Genomic DNA, 25,839 nt, shown 5'->3' on the forward strand with positions numbered 1-25,839 from the left:
TTACTTAAAAGTTGTGTATTAAAATGGATTAAACAAGCTTATGAGCTTAAACATCAATAATGAGTATAGAAGACATATGACACAGGTTGAGAGCAGCAGTCTTTTTGATTTGAGCCTTTATAGTACAAAAAGTCATGATGAGCATCAGGATGGGGACGCTCTTATTGAGTTTGGTCCTGCGGACATTTCTGAGAATACAGTCCGTGAGCAAATGCCGGATATTCTTGATTTATTGCTTATTGATAGAACTACTTCCACATCTCGACACAAGAAAAACATTATTTGGGCGACTGATAATTATATTCAATATGGTGAAAACAGATATGCAGCAACCTGTCAGATTAAGCCAGAACTTATTACAGGTGATAAAGGCCAAATTATTATGCCGAGAGCCTTAAAGTCTCAAGAAATTCAAAAAGAGCGAACTAAATCCAAAGCTGAAGTATTTACTCCTACCTGGATAGTCAAGAAACAAAATGATGCTATAGACTCGAACTATCTCAATGACGACTTAGAAACCTATATCAAACGTAAGTGGCTAGAGATTACCTGTGGTGAAGCTCCTTACATGGCTTCACGTTATGATATGGACACAGGAGAGCTGATAAGTCTCGAAGATCGAGTTGGGTTTGTAGATCGTAAATTAAAGAGAATTAATGCAGAAGTTCATGATAAAGCTGAGTGGCAATTACTAGTAAAAGAAGCCTACCAATCAAGTTACGGCTTTGAGTGGAGTGGAGACTCGTTATTGTTAGCTCGTGAGAATCTACTTTACACTTATAGAGATTATTATTTAGCGAAGTGGCGTGAAGAGCCTATTTATAGTTTATTTAAGCAAATTGCAGAAATAATAAGTTATAACCTATTTCAAATGGATGGCTTGCAATACACTATTCCTCTATCAAGTAAGAAAGAAAAAGTAGTCAAAGATCAGCTGGCATTATTTGATGATGATAATAGTGAAGATGAATGGATAATAAAGCCAGGCAAGAGAGTAAAAATCATGAACTGGGATACTAAAAAGATGGAGTTTTTTGATAAAGGGGTTAAATAATGAGTAGCAGCGACATCACTATTGAAACAACAAAATTAATCTATCCACAGATTTATGCTTATACACTGCCTGACTTTTCAGAAAAATATGGTTGGGTGAAAATAGGTTATACAGAGCGCAAAGACGTTGATGAAAGAATTAAAGAGCAGACTAAAACGGCAGCTGTAGAATTAAAATACTTAAAGCTCTGGTCAGCACCTGCCAAGTTTAAATCGAAAGATGAGTGGTTTAAAGACAAGCAACTCCACAACTATTTACGTAAGAACAAAGGGGTCAAGCAAGATTTACCTTATGAATGGTTCTTTTATAATAACATGCCAAACAAGTCTAAAGATGACTTTGAAGATTTTATAAATAGCCGTTATGAGCAAGGTAATGACACTTTAGACTACAAGTTACGAAACGAGCAAAACGAAGCCGTAGAGATGGCTTTAGAGTATATCCTGAGAGGTCCTGAAGGAGAATTCTTATGGAATGCTAAGCCAAGATTTGGTAAAACACTTTCCACATATGATTTAGCTCGTAGGCTAGATGCCAATAGAGTTTTGATTGTTACTAACCGTCCTGCTATTGCAAACTCATGGTTTGATGACTTTGAAAAGTTTATTGCATGGCAAACAGACTTTGCTTTCGTATCAACCAATGACTCACTAAAAAATCGTCCTGTAATGACACGTGAACAGTTCGTCGATCAAATAACTTATGGCAAGAAGAAACTTATAGCATTTATCTCGCTGCAAGATTTAAAAGGAGCCATCGCTTTTGGAGGAAATTACGATAAGCTAAGTTGGGTTAAAGAACTAGATTGGGACATGCTAGTAATAGATGAAGCTCATGAGGGTGTAGATACCCGCAAAACAGAAACGGCCTTTTATAATATTACTCGAAACTTTACGCTACACTTATCTGGAACACCATTTAAAGCCGTTGCATCAGGTGATTTCAAAGAAGATGAGATTTTCAATTGGACCTATGCTGATGAACAACTTGCAAAAGCTACATGGGATAATCCAGAAGAAAATAATCCTTATGAGCAATTACCCCAACTAAACCTATTTTCATATCAAATGAGCCAAATGATTACCGACAAGGTGAATAAGGGCGCTCAAATCGAAGGTGAAAATATTGATTATGCTTTTGACTTAAATGAGTTTTTTGAAACAAATGATAGTGGCAAGTTTATACATGAGGCAGATGTTAAAAAATGGCTTGACACTCTGACTCATAACGAGAAATACCCCTTTTCTACCAAAGAGCTCCGTAATGAGTTGAAGCATACTTTTTGGTTGTTAAATCGTGTTGCAAGTGCTAAAGCCCTGCAAAAATTACTGCAAAACCATCCTGTTTTTGAAAATTACGAAGTCATACTAGCCGCAGGAGATGGGCGGGGCAATGATAATGAACAAGCAATAACCGATAAAGCAATCGACCGTGTTAAGGAAGCTATTAAAAGCTATGATAAAACTATCACTCTTTCAGTAGGGCAGCTTACAACTGGGGTGACTATCCCAGAATGGACAGCAGTGCTAATGCTATCTAACCTTCAGTCTCCAAGCCTTTACATGCAATCTGCTTTTCGCGCACAGAACCCCTGGGTATATGAAGTTGATGGACAGATGTGCCAAAAACAAAATGCCTATGTATTTGACTTTGCACCTGAGCGCACATTAATTATTTATGAAGAATTTGCCAACAACCTGTCTAAAAAAACTGCTGGTGGTGGTGGCACCAGCGATGATCGTAAGGAAAATATTAAACAACTACTAAATTTCTTTCCCGTAATAGCAGAGGATGCAGAAGGAAGAATGGTAGAACTTGACGCTACTCAAGTTTTAACAATTCCTAAAACAATTAAAGCCCAAGAAGTAGTTCGTCGTGGCTTCATGTCTAACCTGCTTTTCCAAAACATCTCAGGTATATTTGCATCTAATGAAGCTAGAGAGATCTTAGATCAATTAAATCCAGTCGATCAAGGTAAGTCTGTTCCTCGTCAGAAGTCAGAACCAATAGAAACACAGGATGTGGAAGTGGATGAAGATGGCAATGCATTTGTCGCAGAAGATATTATTATCTCAGAAACAGAAGCTCGTTTTGGTGATAAACTTTATGCTGACTTAGCATCAACGGTTGAATCTCAGGCGAGAGATTTCGAGGCAGATTTATCAAAAGAGATTGGAGCGAGCTTTAAAGATAGTACTGAGCAGATTCTGAAGGATTTGGCTAAAGAAAATGGACTGTCTAATAAAGTAGCTGAGCAAGCAGCTAGGACCTCTGCTGAAGCTCTTGCTCGTGAAGTTGAAATGACCAAAAGACAGGCAGAAATCAAGAAAAGACTAGCAGAAGTTGAATATGAAAAACAAATTGCGGAAGCCTATAACGATTCTAGTATAGTAGCTGAAGCCAAAGCCCGCTATGAAACCACACAAACCCAGATTAGAAATGACTATCAAGAAGAATTAACAGCTAAGGTTAGGGAGAAAACTGAGGAGTTAACTAAGGGGTCAACCAAAGCCATTTTACAGAAAGCTGAGGAGAAGAAGAAGAATACAGTTGAAGATGATGTTAGAGCACGCTTACGTGGCTTCGCTCGAACTATTCCTTCGTTTTTGATGGCTTACGGCGATCCACAAACCTCTTTACGAAACTTCGATACACATATTAGTGATAACGTATTTAAAGAGGTTACTGGTATAGCACTCGATCAGTTTAGAACTTTGCGTGATACTTACAACTTCTTTGATGAAACTGTATTCGATGAATCTGTCTTTGAGTTTCTTAAAAAGCGTAGAGAGCTAGCAAACTACTTTGATGACAGTCAGGAAGAAGATATTTTTGACTATATCCCTCCACAGCAAACAAACCAGATATTTACACCTAAGCGTGTTGTAAAAATGATGGTAGATAAGCTGGAGGAAGAGAATCCAGATATATTTACTAATCCTGATAAGACATTTGCTGACTTGTATATGAAGTCAGGACTATATATCACTGAGATTGTAAAAAGATTATATGTGGGATTAGAAGATAAAATACCTGACCCTGATGCAAGACTAAAACACATCTTAGAGAATCAAGTGTACGGTTTTGCTCCTAGTGAAATCATATACAACATTGCTTGTAACTTTATTTTTGGTTTTGACGAAAGAGCTGAAAGTATTAATAAGTCACATATCGTGCACTTAGATACTACCCCGTATGCTAAAGATGAAGCTGATTTTGTTAAAAAACTTAATAAACTTTTTGGAGGAGATGCATAATGAAATTTGATGTTGTTGTAGGAAACCCTCCTTATCAAGAAGATAATGCTGGTAATAATCGTAATAGTCCTATTTATCAAAACTTCTACAATCTAGCAGAGAAAATCAGCTCCATATACTGCTTAATTTCTCCAGCAAGATTCTTATTTAACGCTGGTCAAACCCCTAAAGACTGGAATGAAAAAATGCTTAATAATGAGCATTTGAAAGTTGTTTATTTCAATCAAAATTCATCAGAAGTCTTTGTTAACACTGATATTAAAGGAGGAATAGCTGTTCTATATCATGATAAAAACGAAGTTTTTGGCTCAATTGACACCTTTACGAGGTTTGAAGAGCTCCAAAATATTATGGTGAAAGTAGTTAATTCTAAGAACTTTATAAGTCTAAACCAGATCCTATACTTACGTAGCTCGTATAAATTTACAGATAAGCTTCTAGAAGAAAACCCTAATTTGACAGGAAGAGCAAAAGGTAACGAAGCCAAGTCAATGGGTTCTAATGTATTTGATAGATATCCGGAAATATTTTTTGACAGTCCTCACCATCATGAACAAGTTCAGATATATGGGCGACAAAATAATGCTCGTATTTATAAGTATGTGAATGCATCTTATATACAACATGGTGGAAACCTTGAAGGTTGGAAAGTATTTGTCACGAAATCAAATGGGGCAGGTGCTCTTGGGGAAGTATTAAGTACACCTGAGATTGGGGAGCCTAATATTGGTCATACTCAAACATTCATCTCTATAGGTAACTTTGAGCATAAAAATCAAGCAACTGCTTTACTCAAGTACCTTAAATGCAAATTCACTAGAGCAATGCTTGGGATAAAAAAAATTACTCAGGATAATGCAACTAAAGAAACATGGTCAAAAGTCCCGCTACAAGACTTTAGTCCTAACTCTGATATCGACTGGTCTAAACCTATTGCTGAGATAGACCAGCAACTTTACAAAAAGTATGGTCTGAGTGCTGCCGAAATAGAGTTCATAGAAACGAAAGTAAAAGCTATGGATTAGCTCTTACTCTTTCTATTCGTAATAGAAAATTACGATTTTATTAATAACGCAGCTAGTGACATAAATTTTAAAATGTCATCACCTTTTTAATAAAAGTGATGACATTTTCTTATTCGTTACATGTGAGTGATTTCAAGGGTTTGTGTCATGTCACCATATGCTTATGTAATCTGTATTTGGTGCGGGCTTACCTCGTGTATCTGATGGTTCATTACTGTTTTTGATGCACCTAATTAGTAAAATGCGCCCTGAAAGTGAAGGTGGTTCACGTATTGGTATCATCCTAAATGGTTCCCCTCTTTTTACTGGCGGAGCGGGTAGCGGTGAGAGTGAAATTAGACGCTATATTCTGGAAAATGATTTACTCGAAGCGATTGTGGCGCTGCCTACTGATATGTTCTACAACACGGGTATTGCCACTTATATTTGGGTGTTATCTAACCATAAGCCAACTATTCGCAAAGGTAAGGTTCAGCTAATTAACGCGTCAAAAGAACGTGCCAAAACAGGCGGGCGCGGGCGTAGTGGTGGCGGTGAAATTGAAGGCGATGATGAAAATGTGTTTTATGCAGCCATGCGTAAATCACTAGGTAGTAAACGTAAAGAACTAACAGAAGAAGCGATTGAGACAATCGTGCAAACATACGGCCAGTTTGTAGAAAACGACTTTAGTAAAATCTTTGATTACAAAGAATTTGGTTATCGTCGAATTACGGTTGAACGTCCACTGAAATTAGCCATTTTCCCGAAAGATGCTATACGCCTCGAAGCTCTGCAAGCAGATAGTGTTTGGCAGAAAATGGATGAACCCATTCAACAAACTATTCTTGACGCGCTAGCGTCATTTGAAGGCGAAAAATATTTGTCTCGTGATAAATTCCTCAAGCAGCTAAAAAGCAAGCTGGTGGATGTTAAACTAAGTGCAGTACAACTAAAACTGATTGTCAAACACCTTGGTGAGCACGACGATGAAGCTGAAGTGTGCAAAGCCAAAGGCCAGATTGAAGCTAACCCTGATTTACGCGACAACGAAAACGTACCACTCACTGAAAATATTACTGATTACTTTGCTCGAGAAGTTCTGCCACACGTACCGGATGCGTGGATTGATAAAAGCAAGCTGGACCCGAAAGATGGTGACGTGGGTATAGTGGGTTATGAAATTCCGTTCAATCGCCATTTCTATGTTTATGAGCCCCCGAGAGCATTAGCAGAGATTGACGCAGATTTGGATGCGATATCGGCTGAAATTATGCAGTTGCTTAACGAGGTGCATTCATAATGGTAGGGCGTTATAAAGAATATCCTGAGTATAAGGAGTACAACTCAGCATGGTTCGACTTTCTCCCAAGTCATTGGCAGTCAGTTAGCTTGAAGTGGACTTCACACCTTTATTCAGGTGGAACACCAAGTAAAGACAATTTATCGTTCTGGGAAAATGGTTCAATTCCTTGGTTAAACTCTGGCGCAGTGAACCAAAGCCTAATTGAAAAACCATCAGCATTTATTACTAGAGATGCTTTTAATAATAGTAGTGCTAAGTGGATTCCAAAAGAATCGTTGGTAATGGCTTTAGCTGGTCAAGGAAAGACTAAAGGAATGGTTGCTCAACTAGCTATTGATTCTACGTGTAATCAGTCAATGGCAGCTATTGTTCCAAGTAAGGATATATCTTCTCGTTTTTTATTTTGGTGGCTAACTAGAGCGTGTTTATCTTTGTAGTGCATATTTCAATCGACCCACATTGGGAGCCACATGATTGAAAATGCTAAAGCAACAACACTTTCATAATTTCGGGCTAATTTGTCATACCGAGTCGCCACTGCTCGGTATTTCTTTATTTTTAGGAAGGCATTTTCAACTAAATGACGATATCGATATAAGCACCAATCAATATCTTTATTCCCTTGTTTACTATTCCCTTTTCTTGGGATGACATGCTGACCCCGACGGCTTTTTATCAACTGTCGTAAGGCTTCACAGTCATAGCCTTTATCTGCAATAACAACTTCGGCTTCCGGTGAAGAGGTAACCAATGTTTCTGCATAACTCACATCATGGGCTTGCCCACCTGACAACTCAAAATGAACCGGAAGACCACTGCTATCTACCGCTAAATGTATTTTAGTTGAGTTGCCGCCTCGACTTTTACCTATAGCCTGCTTTGAAGCATCTTTAACGTTGGCTCCATCTTGATGCGTTTTCACGATACTGGCATCAATAAATAGCCACTGAGGATCATTGAAGCGAGATAGAAATTGGAAAATTTCCATCATCACGCCTTTCTTTGACCAAAGGTTAAAACGTCTAAATACCGTATTCCATTCACCAAATTGACGAGGTAAATCGCGCCATGGAATGCCTGTTCTTATTCGGAATAAAAATACCTTCAAGGGTCATTCTATGTGCTGGTGTGTTATAAATACGTCCGGTTAGGTGCATGATCTTTGATAGTAACTTCCAGCTATCATCTGTTAACATAAGTCTCGGCATTTGGGGGTGTTTTTTTGATTTTTGGCGAAACCATTATAACAGCCCCATTTGCTGTCTGCTTTTTATACCGAAAAGATAAACACGCTCTAGTTTACTCTAAGATTAAGGAATATTTGGGCTGGTTATTAATACAGCATAGAAAGTATTATATGAAGCGGGTTCAACATCCATCTAAAGGCCCTAAAAAGTTTATAGACATGGTTAAGGTAATAAAGCCGTGATCTGCTCCCCACAAGTTGATGCAGATAGAATGTTATCAATGTCTGCTTCTGGCACAGAGTAGACATCTAGCTCTGTGTTTTTATTGTACCAGCTAAATTTAGCTGGTACATACAAACTACCCAACTAGCGATATCCCTCTTATCCCGCCTTCAATAATACTCCCCCTATCTGCTTCCTCAATAAAATCAGCCCACCATTGCATCATAGGGCGCCTTTGCTCTAAGTAATCACTGCGGTTATAAGCGCGTCTCACTTCGTTTTTATCAACATGGGCTAGGGCGGCTTCGATAACATCAGGTGGGAAGCCTTGCTCATTGAGAGCGGTGCTGGCAATTGATCGAAGACCGTGAGAAACCAGTACACCGCCGAATCCAGCACGTTTTAATGCAGCATTGACGGTTTGGCTATTCATGGGTTGAGTCGGCTTGATACGGCTAGGAAAGATAAACTCACGATTACCACTGAGAGGTTTCATTAGCTCTAGAATAGCTAAAGCAGCGTCAGATAACGGAACGGTATGTTCACGGTTCATCTTCATTCTAGCAGCAGGTATCTTCCATTCCTTGGTCTCAAAGTTGATTTCGTCCCAACGGGTTTCAGCGGCTTCGGCAGGGCGCGAGATGGTGAGTAGCTGCCACATAAACAAGCATCGAGTAGATAGACTAATACTAGCTGTACGCATTGTCTGCATGAGCTTTGGCAGCTGATCTGGGGGAATACTTGGCATATTCTTTTTCTTGGGTTTTTCAAAAGCTTTACCAATGTTGATACTTGGTACGGCATCAATTAAGCCAGTATTTTGAGCGTAGATCATCACTTCGTTGATACGCTGACATAGGCGGCGAACAGTTTCTAGCGCACCTCTAGCTTGAACTGGTTGTATTGCTTGAACCAATATATGCGCTTTGATATCGGTAACACTAATATCACCAATAGCGGGGAAGACATCTCTTTCAAGTGAACGCCAGATATCATTACCATAATCTTCGGTTACGGTGGACTTCTTCACTTCCCACCAACGTTCAGCAACTAGTTGAAAGGTATTTGCCTTAGCTTCTAAGGTGTTACGGACTTGCTCTTTATGGTGATCTTGTGGGTCTATCTGCTTAGCGAGTAGTGTTCTTGCTTCAAGGCGGTAACTACGTGCATCAGCAAGACTGACGGCAGGGTAAGATCCAAGGCTCTTTTTAGCTCGTTTTTTAGTGAGAGGGCGAATGTAGCGAAATGACCACAACTTGCTGCCATTGGATTTAACCAATAGTTCTAATCCATCGCCATCATAGAGGACATAATCACTCTGTTTTGGCTTTGCTGCGTCGATCTCTTTTGCTGATAAGGGTTTGGTTTGTCTTGCCATTTTTGATGTTCCATTGTTTTTAGGCACCTCAAAAACTATAAAGGTTAACGAGGTGCCTATCAAGGTGCCTAAGATGATTGGATTTAATTAGGTGACATCAGACTGCGCAGGACATAAAAAAGCCCGCAACTCATTGAGTTAGCGGGCTTTTTAGTCTTCTTAGGACGTCCTTAGAAGATAATTTGGTGGAGCTGGCGGGAGTTGAACCCGCGTCCGAAATTTCTACATCCTCGGTACTACATGCTTAGTCTAGTCTTTAATTTTATTTGCCAGCTGCGGACAGACACGCCACCAACAAACTATCCTGATTAAATTTAATGCTTCAACCCCAGGCAAGGCATCCACACGAGTTCTTTTGGGTTTGACCTCTCTTGATCCCCGTCCTAAGAACGGAGGCTAGGGAGAGAGGGCTCTAAGCAGGTTATTAAGCTGCTAGTGCGTAGTTTTCGTCGTTTGCGACTATTTTTTTGCGGCTTTTAACGAGGCCAACCGCCCCTCGGCATGCACCTTGGGTTTCGCAAATCCCGTCGAATCCAGAATCAGCCCCAAGTTGTTGAACGCAGTATAACAGAAAAATACTCTAAAAAGCTAGAACTTAGCGATTAGAATGTTTCATTATACGTGCTTTATCTAATTGCCACTCGCGATCTTTTATATCTGAGCGTTTATCGTGCGCTTTTTTACCTTTTGCAACGCCAATTTTGACTTTGCACCACGCATTTTTCCAGTATAAGGATAATGCAATGACCGTGTAGCCTTCACGGTTTACTCGACCATAAAGGGTGTCAAGCTCCCGTTGGTTTAGTAACAGCTTTCTGCTACGAGTCGGATCACAGACAACATGAGACGATGCAACGTTTAACGGAGTAAAGTTGGCACCGAATAAGTATGCTTCACCGTCTCTAAGTAAGACATAGCTATCACCAATGTTTGCTTTACCAGCACGTAGTGATTTTACTTCCCAACCCTGTAAGGAGAGGCCAGCCTCGAACTCTTCTTCGATAGAATATTCGTGGCGAGCACGTTTGTTCATGGCAATTGTTGCCGAACCGGGTTTATAAGCTTTTTTCTTTGTCATAGTTTGGTCATTATACTGTAAGCTGTAGTGAAATAAATCTCTCAACGTTTAAAAATATGCCGATTGTGCATTTATTGTGCTCAATCTGTTTTGTTTTTTGTTTAACCAATCAATAGTGGTAATATATGGGCAGTTTTTGGGGATAGGAATCGATATGCCACAGATTAGTCGCTCTGCGTTAGTACCATTTAGTGCAGAACAAATGTATAAGCTCGTTAATGATGTTATTGCATATCCCAGTTTTTTACCTGGGTGTGTCGGTAGTCGTGTGATTAGTCATAGTGATGATGAAATGACTGCATCGGTTGAGGTTTCAAAAGCAGGTATTAGTAAGACCTTTGTCACTAAAAATGTACTAGAGGATAATGCGCGTATTCATATGCAGCTAGTTGAAGGGCCTTTTAGTAAGTTAACTGGTGGTTGGCGCTTTATCCCTTTAAGTGCAGATGCTTGTAAAATTGAGTTTCATCTTGATTTTGAATTTACTAACAAGCTCATTGAACTTGCATTTGGAAAAATCTTCAAAGAACTTGCCAATAATATGGTTCAAGCATTTACGCTCCGAGCAAAGGATATATACAGTGTCTGAGTTAAATGTCGAAGTCACTTATGCTTTACCTGAAAAGCAGTATTTATTGCCTGTAAAAATTAATGAAGGTGCAACAGTTGAGGATGCAATCATTGCTTCTGGTATTCTTGCATTGAGAGCCGATATCGATCTTAAAAAAAATAAGGTTGGTATCTTCAGTCGTCCGGTTAAGTTAAGTGATACTTTGAAAGAAGGGGATAGAGTTGAAATCTATCGGCCTTTGATTGCAGATCCTAAAGAATTGCGCCGTAAGCGAGCTGAAAAATCTAAAGATAATAAAAAATAATTATCTTTTTACGTATTTTTGAACCGAGAGTTTCTCGGTTTTTTTATTTGTGCTATTCAAAAATTGGTTAGTTAGAAAAAAGATTGGTAAGTAGAGAACTTTGAATTAGGTAAATAGCAATAACTACCTGTTTTAAGCAGGTAGTTACTCAACACGGTTAACAAGCTATAAAATAAATAACCTAAGTTATCTTAGTTGGTTAACCATTTTTGGCTTGGTGTGGCTGGTTGCTGCTCAGTTGCAGGCTCGACAGCTTTCGGCTGACTTTCTGGCTCTGCTTCTACAGCTGGCTGGGTGTTTTCAGCTTCTTTTGCTTCCATTGCTTCTTGTGCAGAAAGATTTTTCTCATTTTTGATGTCAGTTAGTATACCGTTACGATCAAATGTGAGAGTTAATGTTTCTTGTTTAACCGGATCATGACCAAGTTCTTGGCGGAAAACATAGTACCAAGTTTGAGTACCAAACGGGTCGGTTAACATTGGTGTGCCCAAAGTATAAGCGACCTGTTGCTGAGTCATTCCTTTTTGGATCTTAGCAACATCTTTCGCTGTCAGGTAATTACCTTGGTTAATGTCAGGGTGATAGACCAAACGTTCCATCATTGAACAGCCCGATGACATTAATGCGAGTGATAGTGCAGCAGCAGTTAACAGTTTATAACGCATGGATATCTCATTCCTTTTGGAGTCAGAACATCAATGATAATCGACATTGATACAATTTAAAACCTTCCGTATTGACTCTAAGACCATATGAGAGCAAAAAAGTTGTCAAAATTTACGCTGCAAGCAATTCTTTTGCATTTGCTAACGTATTTTTAGTCACTTCACTTCCCGCTAGCAGGCGAGCGAGTTCTTGTAAACGTGCTTTTTTATCAAGTAATTGCATATGTGTTTCGGTTTCAACACCATTGGTTTCTTTGCAGACATAAAAATGGTGATGACCACAACCTGCAACTTGAGGTAAGTGTGTGACACACATCACTTGGGTTGACTCACCAAGCTCACGAAGTAAACGACCCACAATTGCGGCTGTTGGTCCGCTAATACCAACATCAACTTCATCAAAGATCAGTGCTGGAGTATCCATTTTTTTCGCAGTGATAACTTGAATTGCTAGTGCAATACGTGATAACTCACCACCAGAGGCGACTTTAGCGAGTGCTTGGTGAGGTTGCCCTGGGTTTGTTGTTACATTAAATTCAACTTTGCTTGCACCATCTGGCTGTAAATGTTCAGGTGTAAATTTGACATCAATAGTGAAACGACCATGAGGCATAGAGAGTTGATGCATGCTGCTTGTTATAAGCTGGCTTAGCTCTTGTGCAAATTCAATACGCACCTGATGAAGCTCCTGTGCGCAGAGAATGGCTTGTTGATGGTCGCGTTGAACTTGTTCACTAAGGGCTTCACAATCTTCATTTTGATTAGCTATTTTTTCTTGCTCATCAAGAAGCTGTTGATAAAGCTCTGGCAATGCCTCTGGCACGATATGGTGCTTGCGAGCAAGATTAATTTGTTTCGATATGCGCTGTTCAAGTTCAAACAGTCGATTAGGATCTAACTCGTACTGATCACAATAGTGTCTGAGTTCATCACTTGCTTCACTGACTTGGATTGATGCTTCTTCCAACATATCTAATAAGTTTGAAAATTTATTATCTAAAGAAGCTAACTCAGCTAATTCATGTTTAGCCATATTAAGTAGACTCAAAATATTGGCATCATCATTATCAGACATGATCTGTACAGCATTTTGCCCAAGCGATAGAAACTGACCATAATTTGCGAGTTGTTTATATTCTTGCTCAATGGTTTCAAATTCACCTTGAACAGGTGAGAATTCGCTTAATTCTTTTAAATGATATTCAAGCAGTTGCTGGCGTGATTCGCGTTCTTGCATTTGTTTTTGAAACAGGGCAAGTTGCTGACAAGAGTCATGCCATTGCTGACAAGCCTTTTTCATTTGTGTGAGTAAAAATTGCTGATTAGCATAGGCATCAAGAAGCGATTTTTGATGCGTATTATCGAGTAATTGCTGATGAGCATGTTGCCCATGAATTTGAATAAGCAGAGCTCCGAGTTCACGTAGTTGGGAAAGAGGAACAGCGGTTCCATTGATAAAACCTCGTGAGCGACCATCAAGTGTAATGGTTCTGCGTAATAGGCACTCATTATGATTGTCTAATTCATGGTCTATGAGCCATTTTGCTGCGCTATCAGCATCGATCAAAGAAAAGCGCGCACAGAGGTCTGCACGTTGTGCACCAGGGCGTACCATATTGGCGTCACCACGGTTACCCAAGCATAGGCCTAGTGCATCAATAGCGATAGATTTACCTGCACCAGTTTCACCTGTAATAGTGGTCATACCGCTACGAAAATCAATTTCAAGATCACGAACGATAGCAAAATTATTAATGGTAAGTTGGGTAAGCATCTGCGCTCTCCTGTGAAAATACACACCTGTGTTTCTATACAGTTTATCCTGTTTTTTTATACAGTAAAGAGGCAGATGATAAAAATTAGAAAGTTTTTTTAGCCCATCCTAATTTTGAACTTAACGTATTGAAATAATTATAATCTTTTGGATGAATGAGATTCAGGTTTTTGTTACTACGTTGTACGATGACTTCCTCTCCATCTTGTATTGGTAACATGATCTGGCTATCACAACTTACTTCGTAGTCAATATTAGTGCGTAGAAATTTCAAACGAATGCTACTGTTGCTACTGATTACTAGCGGGCGTGACGAAAGTGTATGTGGGAACATAGGTACTAAAACGATAGCATCTAAATTAGGCGTAAGAATAGGGCCACCAGCAGAAAGAGAGTAAGCAGTAGAGCCTGTTGGGGTTGCAATAATTAACCCATCCGAGCGTTGTGAGAATGCAAAACGTTCATCAATGTAAACTTCAAATTCGATCATATGAGCGACTTTACCGGGGTGTAATACGACCTCATTGATTGCACTACTTTTGCGGGCCTTTTGATTAGGTTTTATGACTTGTGCTTCGAGTAAAAAACGTTGCTCTTCATGGTATTCGCCATCAAGTACCCGAGAAAGTTGTTGTAGCGCGTTATCGGGGTCAAGATCGGTGAGAAAACCAAGGTTTCCACGGTTGATGCCAATGACCTTATTATTGTAGCGAGATAAGATCCTAGCGGCCCCAAGCATATTGCCATCACCGCCAACAACAATAACTAAATCAGCCTGTTGACCGATTTCGGTGAGGTTCCCAGTATTAGCATTATGGAGTTTTAAGTCTTTGGCAACTTGTTTATCAATAATCGCGTGGTAGTTTTTGGATAACAGCCAATTATAGATTAATTCATGGGTCGCCAAAGCTTCGGGGTGGCGCGGATGGCCAACAATACCGATAGTTCGAAAAAGTGTCTTTTGCGAGCTTTTGTCCTTACGCATATTTTTTTGGCCTCTCATTACATGACTTCCCTTGAATCCCTGTTTTATATCCCCATAATACTCTAATAAATGGGATTAATGCTAAATACGCGGAGATATTCATGAGTAGTAAAGAACAAAACATGCATGATGAGCAAGCCCCTGAGCTAAATGAAGCACAAAAATCGGAGCTAGAGCAAGAAGCACAGCCGGCAGATCAACAAGCAGAAGTGCAAGCGTTGGCAGCGCGTATTGCTGAGCTTGAAGAGCAACTTGCAGCATCTCAAAAAGTAGAGCGTGAAGCAATGCTTCGTGCTCATGCTGAAATTGAAAATATTCGTCGTCGTACAGAACAAGACATTGAGAAGGCGCACAAGTTTGCACTTGAGAAATTTTCAAATGAGCTGTTGCCTGTTATCGATAATTTAGAGCGTGCTATTGAAGCGGCTGATCATGAAAGTGAAACATCAAAAGCAATGGTAGAAGGATTGGATTTAACGCTGAAAACTTTCCTAAGCGCTGTTGGTAAGTTTGGTATTGAAGTGGTTGGAGAATCGAACGTCGCATTTAACCCTGAAGTGCACCAAGCAATGACGATGATTGAATCACCTGAGCATCAACCAAATCAAGTTATTGATGTTATGCAAAAAGGCTATGTGTTAAATGGTCGTTTATTGCGGCCTGCAATGGTTATCGTTTCTAAATAATATATCGAAGAAACCGGGTGTTATACCCGGTTTCTTGTATCTATAAAAATTAATTGTCAATTTTTGGCTGCCAATTGATAGGCGTAAGCCCTTGTTGCTCTAATAATTGATTGGTTTGTGAGAAATGTCCACAGCCTAAAAATCCACGGTGTGCTGAAAGTGGTGAAGGGTGTGGGGCTTTTAAAATATGATGGCGTTTGCTATCAATTATGCGGCCTTTCTTCTGAGCGTGTGAGCCCCACAGTAAAAAAACGACACCTTCTCTATTTTCATTAATAGCGGCGATAACTTTATCAGTAAATGTTTCCCAGCCTAGATGGGCATGTGAGTGGGCATTGCCTTGTTCGACAGTTAACACGGTATTGAGTAGCAGAACACCTTGTTGAGCCCAGCTGAGCAGATAACCATGATCGGGACGTTGGAAGTTAGGAATATCTTTTTCTAATTCTTTATACATATTAACCAGTGATGGTGGTGGTTTAATGCCAGGAAGAACTGAAAAAGATAGACCATGCGCTTGCCCAGGGCCATGGTACGGATCTTGGCCTAAGATAACCACTTTTACATCGGCAAGTTCGGTGTATCTAAATGCATTAAATACATCTGCTTGTGGTGGGTAAATGATTTTTCCTTTCTGACGTTCATTAGCAACATAGGCGAGCGTATCAGTAAAGTAGGCTTGTGTTTTTTCTGAGCCAATGACGTCATGCCAAGTTGGGATATTTGCCATGAAAATTCCTATAACAATCAAATTATAGCTATAAGCTTACTGGTTTGATTGTAAGAGATAAAGTCCCGTTTTCATTAATTGGTTTCAAATATTTTTTAATATTAGTAAAAAATATTGATTTAAGTGATTTGTTAAAATTGATTTAAAACAGGGTGTTGGCCTATTAACGGTTAATTGCCACTCGAAATTATTGATAAATATCAAGGAAGCTGTGGTGGCTAGCTGGTATATAGTGTGTAGAGATATTGGTTAGACCAATTTTACTCGTCATACTTCAAGATGCAGGGTTGTTGACTGCGCTTAGCTAACCGAGTCACATAGTTATCTATGCTCCTTGGCTATCTTTGCTTGTTGCCTACCTGCATCTTGAACTATTTAGAGTATATATAATCGACAGTTAAATTATGGGATTGATCTTAATCCTACCTGAAAGTGGAGGTCGACATGATTACTGGTATTCAAATTACTAAAACTGATAATGCAGCGCTATTAAACTCGTTCTGGTTACTGGATGAAGAAAAAAATGAAGCACGCTGTGTGTGTGCAAAAGCTGATTATAATGAAGGGCAAATCGTTGCTAAAGATGAACTTGGTACGTTTGAGTATCGTGAAGTTCCTTTAGAAGTTAAGCCGACTGTACGTGTTGAAGGTGGCCAACATCTGAATGTTAACGTTTTAAGTCGTGAAACGTTAGAAGATGCAGTTAAAAATCCTGAAAAATACCCTCAGTTAACTATTCGTGTTTCTGGTTATGCAGTGCGTTTTAATTCACTGACACCAGAGCAGCAACGTGATGTTATTACTCGTACTTTTACTGAAAGTTTGTAGTCAGCGTATCATTCCAAATATAAGTATTAGTCTAAAACTAATTAAAAAAGCCATTGAATTTAATGGCTTTTTTATTCTTCACTAATAAAGTACATTGTTTTTTCCTCTTAAAATTTCCCCTTTAATGATCTCCCTTACTTCATTTTCATCGGGAGAATCTATGCCTCATATTAATAGTAGTATTCAAATTCAATCCGCTAATGAGATATCGTTAATTCGGGAAAGCATTAATATTTATCAAAAAAAGAATAATTCATTTGCTCTATGTTCTAAAGCTGCAAAATGGTCTGATGATTTATCGCCTGAGAAACTTTTTGGGCGCCAATCTCAATCTTATGATTATCTTATTGGGTTAATTGCGAGTGGCGTTTATTTCAAAGATTGGGAAACTATGCATGGTGTTGAACGACTTAATCATACGCAATTACATGAAATTGGTATTGATTCAATTTTATTACGTGATACATCAACAGGATTTGAAGCAAATATTTGTCGTTTTAATGAGTTGTATATTATTTGCTTCGCTGGTTCAGATGAGTTAGTTGATTTTTATGCGGATATCCGACAAGGGCTTGGTTACTATGAACCTCAATATTTTCAAGCGGTCAATTTAACCAATATTCTTTATAAAGTATCTAAGGGAAATATGATTTGTGTTGGCCACTCGTTAGGAGGAGGGTTGGCAACATTTGCTGCTCTTGCGAGTAATACGCCTTGTATTGCTTTTAGTTCAGCGGGAGTTGCTAAAAATACGATCCAAAGAATTGGTATGGATTATGAAAAAGCTAAACAAATCGCAAATGACGGCCTCGTTCGTTTTTATGTTGTTCGATATGATTGGTTGGATTTACTTCAATCATTAAAGCCATTTCCTCCTGCACTAGGTAATAAGATCATATTAGATTACTACAATGAAGGTAAAACATGGCGAGATTGGCTTCCTCATCGTTTATTGACGCGGAATTTCATTGCGCATGGTATGCCTAAAATTCTCAAAATGATGTGTCATTTTACACCATGGGAGAATGGCAGTAGGGTAGTTAACGATGATATTGAGGTTCAATTAGAGCAGTTTAGTTACGGATTATCATTTTTTCATGATGATCAAACCGATTGTTGGCAAGGTTGTTGCGAAAACAGTATTAAACAGGGCAATATTGCTGGATTCACCAATTTGATCTCAGTTGGTAATAAACCAGTTCATCTTGATAAGTTGGTTGGATACTCTGTGAGGTCAACGGATCCTGAATTCATGAAGGTTCTTTTGGCTTCTTCATATGCGAGTGATATTAAAAAAGTACACTTAGGAAATGAACGAACCTTTTTACACCTTGCCGCGCAATCTGGGCGGTTAGAGCAAACTGCAATCTTATTAGCGGAAGGGTGTGAAATAAATGCGGTAGACAGTACGGGTAATACGCCACTCCATGATGCTTTAGGCTGTTATGCATTATTAGTCGCTGAGTTTTTACTGGCTCAAGGGGCGGATTGGCGAATTAAAAATCATCAAGGTTATGATTGTCTTGATGTATTGGAAAATCATATGGTTAAAGCGGATTATTTATCACCACAGGGAAGGTTATTGCGTGAAAAATTGACGTTAATGATGCAATAAAAAACGGGCTAAGCCCGTTTTTTAATTTATTCTGTTTTATCAGTCGTTGGTGTCGCTGAAGGGGTTGCTGGTTTACGGCGTTTACCGATGTTCTTTTTATCACGAAGACGAACTTTTGCTTTCTTTTTAGACTCTTCTTCTTTTTTCTTTTCTTTACGTTTTGCTAGCACTTTCTTAGATGGTTTTGGTTTATTCATCATAGCTTCTGAAGGTGCTTTAGTGGTTGGACGTAAAGAATCAACAACACGCATTTTGATTGGATCTTCAATATAGCGAGTGACTTTACCAAATAAAGGATAGTCATGAGCCTCAATCAATGAGATTGCTGTTCCTTTTTTACCAGCCCTTCCTGTGCGGCCGATACGGTGTATATAGACATCCGCAGTGCGCGGCATATCAAAGTTAAACACATGGCTAACATCATCGATATCTAAGCCGCGAGAGGCTACGTCAGTCGCAACTAAAACTTTGACTTGTCCACTTACAAGGCGGCGTACCGCTTCATTTCTTTTTGCTTGAACCATCTCACCTTCAAGATAGCAAGGCTCAATACCTGCATCGCGCAGCCATTGTACGACTTCACGAATTCGTTCACGCTTACGTACAAAAACAATTGATTTAGTCACATCGTCTTGTTTTATGAGATGACACAGTAAAGCTGTTTTATGCTCTAGCGTATCTGCGCGGTAGTAAAATTGCTGTATTTTTTTACGTTCACGACGTGATGATTCAGCATCGATTTCAATCGGATCTTCTAACAAGCGTTCAGAAAAATCACGAATAGCTTCCCCTTCAAGGGTAGCTGAAAACAGCATGGTTTGTTTGCGCCAACGAGTTTCACCTGCGATAGTCTCAATATCATTGGCAAAGCCCATATCTAACATGCGGTCAGCTTCATCAAGGATCAAAATTTCTACTGCACGGCAGTCAAAATTTTCTTCTTTTATGTATTGCAGTAGGCGACCTGTGGTAGCGACAACAATATCTTGGTTTTCACTAAAAACTTCGGCGTGGTTCATATACGCAACGCCGCCAGTAATCGTGGCGATATCAAGGTGATTATGAGCACATAATTCTCTTGCTTGATCTGCAACCTGCATTGCCAATTCACGGGTTGGTGTTAAAACAAGCACCCGCGGAGGACCTGATTTTTTTCTTGGAAAATCGAGTAAATGTTGGATAGCTGGCAGTAAGAATGCGGCAGTTTTACCGGTGCCAGTGGGAGCTGAACCTAAAACATCACGACCATCCATTGCAGCAGGGATGGCGGCTGCCTGAATCGCAGTTGGGCGTTCATAGCCTTTATCTGCCAGCGCGTTGATCAGGCTTTCATCTAGTTCAAGTTCAGAAAATGTGGTTGCAGTCATGATATACCTCTATTTGGGGCGCTGATTATAAACAGGTTAGCCAAATTGTTCATCTGAAAATATGCATCTTTTGGTAAAGTGTACCTGTTTTTGTATGCAGCGGGCAGTAATATTGCCAGAAAGCGTGCTTTCCGAGGTGAAAGCACGCGATAGTACTCGTTATATTCCAAGTTGTAGGAGTGTTAACTAGGCTCAGCTATCCAAATCACATTATTTACTCATGCTTATCGGCTCGTCTTCCTACAACTCGAATTATTTTGAGTAGAGAGAAGTTAACTCAGAATGTTGATTAACCATGTATGATATGGGATGCCGACTAGGTCAATCAGTACTGCACCACTTAATGGAACAATCATAAACGCTTTCATAGAAACTTGTTTATAACGTTCACAAACTGAAGACATATTAGCCATTGCATTAGGTGTAGCACCTAACCCATGCCCCATTAAACCAGAGCACATAACCGCTGCGTCATAATTTTTACCGAGTAATTTAAAGATAACGAATATGACGAGTAAAATAAGTATCACAACTTGGGCAAACAGGATAATAAACAGTGGTAAAGCCACTTCTTTTAGTTCCCAAATTTTTAGCGACATCATTGCCATCGTTAAAAAGAGTCCTAAAGAAACTTCAGAAATTAAATCAACAGATTTTTGGTTAATTTTAAATAAATTAACCTGATCGTTGATATTGCGGATCACGATAGCAATGATCATCGCTCCAACATAACTTGGTAATGAAAAACCCGTTGCTTTAGTGAATTGAGCTGAGGCGAATTGACCAATAACCATAATACCCAGTACTAATGCAAGCATTTTTAAAAATGCATGAGCGTCAATCGATTCAATTTTGCTAGCGATCGTCTCGGTCACTTTTGGGCTTTTAATGGTTTCATCAGCTTCAATAACGACGTTATGTTTTTTTATTAAATAAGACGCAATTGGTCCGCCTAATAAGCTACCAGTAATTAAGCCAAAGGTCGCCGCCGCAATAGCAGCTACGGTTGCAGACTGTACGCCAAGCCCTTCAGCCATTTGACCGAAAGCTGCGGCACCACCATGACCACCAGTGAGTGATACACCACCTGCCATAACGCCGATTACTGGGTTGATCCCCAATAAATGCGCTAAGCCTGCACCAAAAGTATCTTGGAATAAAACAATAAACCAACAGATAAATAGGTAGATGAATAATAAACGTCCACCACTTTTTAAAATGCGGAAGCTGCCATCAATACCGATAGTGGTAAAAAAGGCAACCATTAGGAAAGTTTGTAAGCTGGTGTCAAAATGAATTTCAGCTAAATTAAAGGATTTTAAACCCCAAATAATTAAGCTAACAAGAAAACCACCAATAACAGGTGATGGAATACAAAAGCGTTGTAACCATTCAATGCGTTTTTTAAGGTGGATACCCATAAGAAGGCAAAGTACGGTTAGTAAAAGTGTCGATAAGGTGTCTAATTGTAATGTAAAGTTCATATAGTTTCCCTGTAGCACCGTTATTTTGCCAGTACTTTCCTTAAAATCTGTTGTTATAGTTTCATTTAAGAAAAGTTGAAATATATTACTGCAAATTTACGGTGTTTTTATCAGTCGCATTGTTGTGTGTTTATTAGAATAAAAATTGGTAAATTAAATAAGCTGCTAATTTTGACGTATGGTTATCAATATCAAATTCTGGATTACATTCAGCAATATCAAAGACAGCAATTTTTTGACTGGCTTTAATTACGGCAAATAATTCATCAAATGTTTCGGTATTAATGCCTTTCGCTGCGGGAGCACTTACCCCAGGCGCAATTGAGGCAGAAAAAACATCTAAATCAACAGTGACATAAAGGTAATCGACTTGTTCGATAAATTGCTGAATTTGATTAATTGCTTTTGGTAGTTGGCTTTGGGATAGCTCTCTATCACGAATATATTGGCACCCTAATTTATCCGCAGTATCAAATAACACTTTAGTGTTGCCATGGTCAGCAATACCTAAACAGAGATAATTAAATGGGCGATTATGTTGTTCGCATAATTTTGCCGATTGTAAAAAAGGTGTTCCTGAAGTCGCTTCCATTGCCGTTCTGAGGTCAAAGTGAGCATCAAAATTAATGATACCTATTGTTTTAGTTGGCTCTGTTTGGGCAACAAAGTCAAATAAACCTTGGAAGCTAGCAAAAGCAACTTCATGTCCACCGCCTAAAACGATAGGGGTTTGATTTGATGATAAAATAGCGATCAATTGATCAGAAAGATTGCGCTGAGCGGTTTCGAGATCGTTATCATCACAACGGACGGTTCCTGCGTCGCGGATCGCGAGAGGCTGATGTAATGGGAGCCCAGCCAATTGTTGACGAATAGCATCAGGCCCTGCTTTAGCACCTAGTCGTCCTTTATTACGCCTTACCCCTTCATCGGAGGCAAAACCGATTAAAGCAAACTGTGCAGGGGTGTTTTTATTCATGACTTGATGGATGCGTAAGTGCTCTTCAGTATCTCCATCAGTACGGCCTTGCCAAATAAAAGGTGCTGCCATAATTACTCCAGATTAATCAGTTTGGTCATATTGAGCGCTGCTTTGCAGGTCTCGACAATAAACTCATCAACACGATGAGTAGAGCGAAATTCAGGTGCCATGACAGAAACCACGGCAATGACATCATTACCCTTAAAAATGGGGGCGGAAACACCTAATACGCCTTCATCAATTTCACCATAAGATACACCATAGCCTTGTTGGCGAATTTGCGTCAGGGCTTGCTTTAACTGCGTTATACTCTCTGGTGATTGTAATTGTTCGCCATGAGTTTCAAATACCAGTGATTGATAGTCTGCATCGCGAAAAGCCAACAATGTTTTTGCACTAGCGCCTTTTATGAGTGTGTTGCCGCGGCCAATCACAAAGGAGCAACGTAGTGCCTGAGAGCTTTCGATCATGTCAACACAGATGGTTTCACATAGATTTGAGGTAATAATCGCAACCGTTTCTTGGGTTTTTTTACTCAATGATTGCAATTCAATCTTGGATGAATTCATCAGTAAGCTGTGTTGGTAGTATTTTTCCTGAGTTTTGATACTCTGCGCACCAACAGTATACGTACCATATTGCCTAGCGTATGTGATAAATTCCCAGTTTATGAGAATGGCTAGCAAGCGATAAACAGTGGAAACAGGAATATTTAATTCGTTAGAAATCATTTGCGGAGTGACGGGAACCGTACTTGCAGTGATATAGGATAAAATATTCAATGTTCGGTTAATACTGTTCATGGTATCCCCTTTTTTTCGAACTTAGCAGTAAATATTTTTGGGCTCAAATAATATTCTCACAATATGAGAATTATTTTGTGGAAAAAATGTAATATTTTCATTTTTAAATTGTCACATAATGAGAATTTGAATAATTAATATACGATTCAGAGTGGTTGAGTAACGTGAAAAAAAATTATCGCAAAGGTGGTTTTACCTTTAAGCAATTTTTTGTTGGACATGATCGTTGTGCAATGAAGGTGGGAACAGATGGTGTGTTATTGGGAGCATGGGCACCAGTTCAACAAGCCAAGAGAGCATTAGATATAGGTTGTGGTAGTGGGTTAATTGCTTTGATGTTGGCTCAACGAAACTCGCAATTACTGATTGATGCTGTTGAATTAGATAATGCAGCGGCAGAACAAGCGCAAGAGAACTTCACTGAATCAAAATGGGCTGGGCGGTTGCGCGTTTTTGCGCAAGATATTGTTGAATTTAGTGCGATTAACCCACAACAATATGATCTTATTGTCAGTAATCCTCCTTATTTTGAGCCATCAGTGTCTTGTAGTACAGAGCAACGTGATCAGGCCCGTTATACTGCGACACTGACTCATGAAACATTACTTGATTGTGCTAAGCAATGCTTAGTCGCTGATGGGGTGTTATGCCTTGTTTTACCTTATGAAGTCGGTGAAAAAGTTGAAATAATGGCAAATAAGGAAGGGTGGTTCACCGCGTATCGAATCAATATCCAAGATAAATCAACCACGGCGTTTCATCGCATGCTACTAGGCCTGAAGTTGACCTTTGTAGAGCCTAATGTGTCAACATTGGCATTGAAGGAGGTTGATAGTCAGGTTTATACCGAAGATTTTCAGCAATTGATCCGCGAGTTTTATTTAAAATATTAGTAGCCAACAGTCGCTGGCTACTAATCGATTTAAGGTTTGAGAATAGTGGGGCCTGAGTGCTCAAGTTGTTCAGGGTAGTCTAGTGTATAGTGTAACCCTCTACTTTCTTTACGTTCTAGAGCACAGCGAACCATCAATTCAGCGACTTGAACAAGGTTTCTTAATTCCAGTAAGTTATTTGAAATACGGAAGTTTGCATAATATTCATGAATTTCTTGTTGTAACATATGGATCCGCCGTAAAGCCCTTTCCAGCCGTTTAGTCGTCCTGACGATCCCCATGTAATCCCACATAAATAATCGTAATTCATGCCAGTTATGTTGAATGATCACTTGCTCATCTGAATTATGAACTAAGCTATCGTCCCATTCTGGCAAGGTTGTAATATCTGCAACTTGCGAGATCACTTTTTTGATATGTTCGGATGCGGACCAACCATAAACAAGGCACTCTAATAATGAATTGGATGCCATGCGGTTCGCACCATGTAAACCGGTATAACTGACTTCCCCGATTGCATAAAGATTATGAATATCTGTCATGCCATTTTGATCAACTTGAACACCACCACAGGTATAGTGAGCGGCGGGCACGATAGGAATCGGTTCTTTAGTCAGATCTAACCCTAATGTCAGTAATTTTTCGTAAATAGTTGGGAAATGATTTTGAATAAAGTCAGCGGGTTTGTGGCTAATATCAAGATACATGCAATCTGCACCTAAGCGCTTCATTTCATGATCTATCGCTCTAGCGACAATATCACGTGGGGCAAGTTCACCGCGTTGGTCATAGTCAGGCATAAAACGGCTACCATCAGGACGCTTTAAGTAAGCGCCTTCACCACGTAATGCTTCTGTCAGTAAAAAATTGCGTGCTTGTGGATGGAATAGGCATGTCGGGTGAAATTGGTTGAATTCAAGGTTGGCTACGCTACAGCCAATGCGCCATGCCATTGCTATCCCATCACCAGAAGATATATCAGGGTTAGTGGTATATTGGTAAACTTTTGCTGCGCCACCAGTAGCCAACACGATGATCTTAGCGCGGATCGTTTCAACTTGTTCTTTTTGTCGATTCCACACATAAGCACCAACGATACGCGTATCACCTGACAAACCAACCTTATCCGATCGAATGAGATCGACGGCATTATAGCGTTCTTTTATATGAATATTGGGATGGGAAAAAGCAAGGTTGACCAGTGTTGTTTCAACTTCTTTGCCTGTTGCGTCTGCGTGGTGGAGTATTCGCCGGTGGCTGTGTCCACCTTCACGAGTGAGGTGGTATTGGGTTGCTCCAGAATCGGTGACTTCAGTATCAAAGAGAACACCTTGATCAATCAGCCATTGTACGCATTCTTTTGCATTGGAGGCGATAAATTCAACGGATTGCTTTTCACAAATGCCAGCCCCTGCAATGAGTGTGTCTTCAACATGAGATTCAACGCTGTCACTGTCGTCGAAAACAGCAGCAATTCCGCCTTGTGCGTAGTATGATGCACCTTCATTTAGCTTACTTTTACTAAGAATAGTCACTTGATGAAACGGTGCGAGCCGCAATGCAGCAGAAAGCCCTGCGACACCGCTACCAATAATAAGAATATCAGTGTAATGCTGTGTAGAGTTTTTCATAAGTGGTTGTATGCTGTGTAGTATTAATTGGAGTT

23 protein-coding genes, 1 other RNA gene and 1 pseudogene are annotated in these 25,839 nt (G+C 39.6%); 11 read left to right on the forward strand and 14 right to left on the reverse strand.

From position 1 onward, the window contains the following. Window positions 1-76: 76 nt before the first annotated feature. The 5 genes and pseudogenes from M1E96_RS06570 (at window position 77) to M1E96_RS06590 (ending at window position 7,058) form a co-directional block, all read left to right on the forward strand. A complete protein-coding gene (locus M1E96_RS06570; RefSeq protein ID WP_249890794.1) occupies window positions 77-1,054 on the forward strand; it encodes a hypothetical protein in 978 nt (325 codons plus the stop codon). After that, window positions 1,054-4,311 carry a DEAD/DEAH box helicase family protein gene (locus M1E96_RS06575; RefSeq protein ID WP_249890795.1) on the forward strand — a complete coding sequence of 1,086 codons (3,258 nt, stop codon included), beginning with the start codon at window positions 1,054-1,056 and terminating at the stop codon, window positions 4,309-4,311. Before M1E96_RS06570 ends, M1E96_RS06575 begins: the two co-directional genes overlap by 1 nt. Next, entirely contained in the window at window positions 4,311-5,336 is a 1,026-nt protein-coding gene (locus tag M1E96_RS06580; RefSeq protein ID WP_249890796.1) for an Eco57I restriction-modification methylase domain-containing protein, read from the forward strand. The genes M1E96_RS06575 and M1E96_RS06580 overlap by 1 nt, the downstream gene beginning before the upstream one ends. 175 nt (window positions 5,337-5,511) lie before the next feature. Beyond that, window positions 5,512-6,618, forward strand: a pseudogene (locus tag M1E96_RS06585) (class I SAM-dependent DNA methyltransferase); the annotation flags it as partial. Then, window positions 6,618-7,058 carry a restriction endonuclease subunit S gene (locus tag M1E96_RS06590; protein ID WP_104872826.1) on the forward strand — a complete coding sequence of 147 codons (441 nt, stop codon included), beginning with the start codon at window positions 6,618-6,620 and terminating at the stop codon, window positions 7,056-7,058. The pseudogene M1E96_RS06585 and the gene M1E96_RS06590, both read left to right, overlap by 1 nt. A gap of 8 nt (window positions 7,059-7,066) precedes the next feature. Here M1E96_RS06590 and M1E96_RS06595 read toward each other — a convergent pair. The 5 genes from M1E96_RS06595 to smpB all read right to left on the reverse strand — a co-directional run bounded on the left by M1E96_RS06595 (window position 7,067) and on the right by smpB (window position 10,486). Continuing rightward, window positions 7,067-7,829, reverse strand: a protein-coding gene (locus M1E96_RS06595; protein WP_104872825.1) for an IS5 family transposase whose coding sequence is annotated in 2 segments (ribosomal slippage) — window positions 7,067-7,717 and window positions 7,719-7,829 — 762 coding nt in all. Because the reading frame shifts where the segments join, the coding sequence is not laid out codon by codon here. A gap of 201 nt (window positions 7,830-8,030) precedes the next feature. After that, entirely contained in the window at window positions 8,031-8,174 is a 144-nt protein-coding gene (locus M1E96_RS06600) for a hypothetical protein (RefSeq protein WP_158660869.1), read from the reverse strand. Beyond that, the gene (locus M1E96_RS06605; protein ID WP_104872823.1) at window positions 8,167-9,408 is read right to left on the reverse strand and encodes an integrase; all 1,242 of its coding nucleotides are present in this window, start codon (window positions 9,406-9,408) and stop codon (window positions 8,167-8,169) included. The genes M1E96_RS06600 and M1E96_RS06605 overlap by 8 nt, the downstream gene beginning before the upstream one ends. A gap of 183 nt (window positions 9,409-9,591) precedes the next feature. Further along, window positions 9,592-9,955: a transfer-messenger RNA gene (gene ssrA / locus M1E96_RS06610) on the reverse strand. A 48-nt stretch (window positions 9,956-10,003) separates the two neighbouring features. Then, a complete protein-coding gene (gene smpB / locus M1E96_RS06615; protein WP_070930020.1) occupies window positions 10,004-10,486 on the reverse strand; it encodes an SsrA-binding protein SmpB in 483 nt (160 codons plus the stop codon). A gap of 154 nt (window positions 10,487-10,640) precedes the next feature. On the opposite strand from smpB, the gene M1E96_RS06620 reads away from it, so the two are divergent. Together M1E96_RS06620 and M1E96_RS06625 are read left to right on the forward strand one after the other, a co-directional pair. After that, entirely contained in the window at window positions 10,641-11,075 is a 435-nt protein-coding gene (locus M1E96_RS06620; RefSeq protein WP_217495512.1) for a type II toxin-antitoxin system RatA family toxin, read from the forward strand. Further along, on the forward strand, window positions 11,068-11,361 hold the full coding sequence (locus tag M1E96_RS06625) for an RnfH family protein (RefSeq protein WP_349485263.1): 294 nt from the start codon (window positions 11,068-11,070) through the stop codon (window positions 11,359-11,361). Before M1E96_RS06620 ends, M1E96_RS06625 begins: the two co-directional genes overlap by 8 nt. Window positions 11,362-11,552: 191 nt before the next feature. On the opposite strand, the gene bamE is transcribed toward M1E96_RS06625, so the two are convergent. The 3 genes from bamE to nadK all read right to left on the reverse strand — a co-directional run bounded on the left by bamE (window position 11,553) and on the right by nadK (window position 14,785). Next, entirely contained in the window at window positions 11,553-12,026 is a 474-nt protein-coding gene (gene bamE / locus M1E96_RS06630; RefSeq protein WP_272581215.1) for an outer membrane protein assembly factor BamE, read from the reverse strand. Window positions 12,027-12,138: 112 nt separating this feature from the next. Next, window positions 12,139-13,800 carry a DNA repair protein RecN gene (recN, locus tag M1E96_RS06635; protein WP_349485264.1) on the reverse strand — a complete coding sequence of 554 codons (1,662 nt, stop codon included), beginning with the start codon at window positions 13,798-13,800 and terminating at the stop codon, window positions 12,139-12,141. An 85-nt stretch (window positions 13,801-13,885) separates the two neighbouring features. Beyond that, the gene (gene nadK, locus M1E96_RS06640; protein WP_070930087.1) at window positions 13,886-14,785 is read right to left on the reverse strand and encodes an NAD(+) kinase; all 900 of its coding nucleotides are present in this window, start codon (window positions 14,783-14,785) and stop codon (window positions 13,886-13,888) included. A 101-nt stretch (window positions 14,786-14,886) separates the two neighbouring features. On the opposite strand from nadK, the gene grpE reads away from it, so the two are divergent. Continuing rightward, complete coding sequence (gene grpE / locus M1E96_RS06645; protein WP_140180259.1) at window positions 14,887-15,471, forward strand: nucleotide exchange factor GrpE; 585 nt, start codon at window positions 14,887-14,889, stop codon at window positions 15,469-15,471. A gap of 49 nt (window positions 15,472-15,520) precedes the next feature. Here the strand turns inward: grpE and ung are convergent, their stop codons facing one another. Next, window positions 15,521-16,201: a uracil-DNA glycosylase gene (ung, locus tag M1E96_RS06650; RefSeq protein ID WP_070930025.1), complete on the reverse strand. Its 681-nt coding sequence runs from the start codon at window positions 16,199-16,201 to the stop codon at window positions 15,521-15,523. A gap of 444 nt (window positions 16,202-16,645) precedes the next feature. On the opposite strand from ung, the gene grcA reads away from it, so the two are divergent. Then, window positions 16,646-17,029, forward strand: a complete 384-nt coding sequence (gene grcA / locus M1E96_RS06655) for an autonomous glycyl radical cofactor GrcA (RefSeq protein WP_070930026.1) — start codon at window positions 16,646-16,648, stop codon at window positions 17,027-17,029. Window positions 17,030-17,189: 160 nt separating this feature from the next. Next, window positions 17,190-18,644 (forward strand): ankyrin repeat domain-containing protein, encoded by a 1,455-nt coding sequence (locus M1E96_RS06660; protein ID WP_272581213.1) that lies wholly within the window; start codon window positions 17,190-17,192, stop codon window positions 18,642-18,644. A 26-nt stretch (window positions 18,645-18,670) separates the two neighbouring features. Here the strand turns inward: M1E96_RS06660 and srmB are convergent, their stop codons facing one another. From srmB to M1E96_RS06680, 4 genes are all read right to left on the reverse strand, one after another. Continuing rightward, window positions 18,671-20,011 (reverse strand): ATP-dependent RNA helicase SrmB, encoded by a 1,341-nt coding sequence (gene srmB / locus M1E96_RS06665; protein WP_272581212.1) that lies wholly within the window; start codon window positions 20,009-20,011, stop codon window positions 18,671-18,673. Window positions 20,012-20,283: 272 nt separating this feature from the next. Further along, window positions 20,284-21,495 carry a sodium/glutamate symporter gene (gltS, locus tag M1E96_RS06670; RefSeq protein ID WP_140180265.1) on the reverse strand — a complete coding sequence of 404 codons (1,212 nt, stop codon included), beginning with the start codon at window positions 21,493-21,495 and terminating at the stop codon, window positions 20,284-20,286. A 133-nt stretch (window positions 21,496-21,628) separates the two neighbouring features. Further along, window positions 21,629-22,546, reverse strand: coding sequence for a formimidoylglutamase (gene hutG / locus M1E96_RS06675; protein WP_070930028.1), 918 nt, complete (start codon window positions 22,544-22,546; stop codon window positions 21,629-21,631). A gap of 2 nt (window positions 22,547-22,548) precedes the next feature. Beyond that, window positions 22,549-23,280: an IclR family transcriptional regulator gene (locus M1E96_RS06680; protein WP_272581211.1), complete on the reverse strand. Its 732-nt coding sequence runs from the start codon at window positions 23,278-23,280 to the stop codon at window positions 22,549-22,551. A 155-nt stretch (window positions 23,281-23,435) separates the two neighbouring features. On the opposite strand from M1E96_RS06680, the gene M1E96_RS06685 reads away from it, so the two are divergent. Further along, window positions 23,436-24,173 (forward strand): tRNA1(Val) (adenine(37)-N6)-methyltransferase, encoded by a 738-nt coding sequence (locus M1E96_RS06685; protein WP_272581210.1) that lies wholly within the window; start codon window positions 23,436-23,438, stop codon window positions 24,171-24,173. 29 nt (window positions 24,174-24,202) lie between these two features. Here the strand turns inward: M1E96_RS06685 and nadB are convergent, their stop codons facing one another. Continuing rightward, window positions 24,203-25,804 (reverse strand): L-aspartate oxidase, encoded by a 1,602-nt coding sequence (gene nadB / locus M1E96_RS06690; RefSeq protein ID WP_319066183.1) that lies wholly within the window; start codon window positions 25,802-25,804, stop codon window positions 24,203-24,205. Between the last annotated feature and the right edge of the window lie 35 nt (window positions 25,805-25,839).

It is taken from the genome of Providencia sp. PROV236 (assembly GCF_033676985.1).
Classification (GTDB): Bacteria; Pseudomonadota; Gammaproteobacteria; order Enterobacterales; family Enterobacteriaceae; genus Providencia; species Providencia manganoxydans.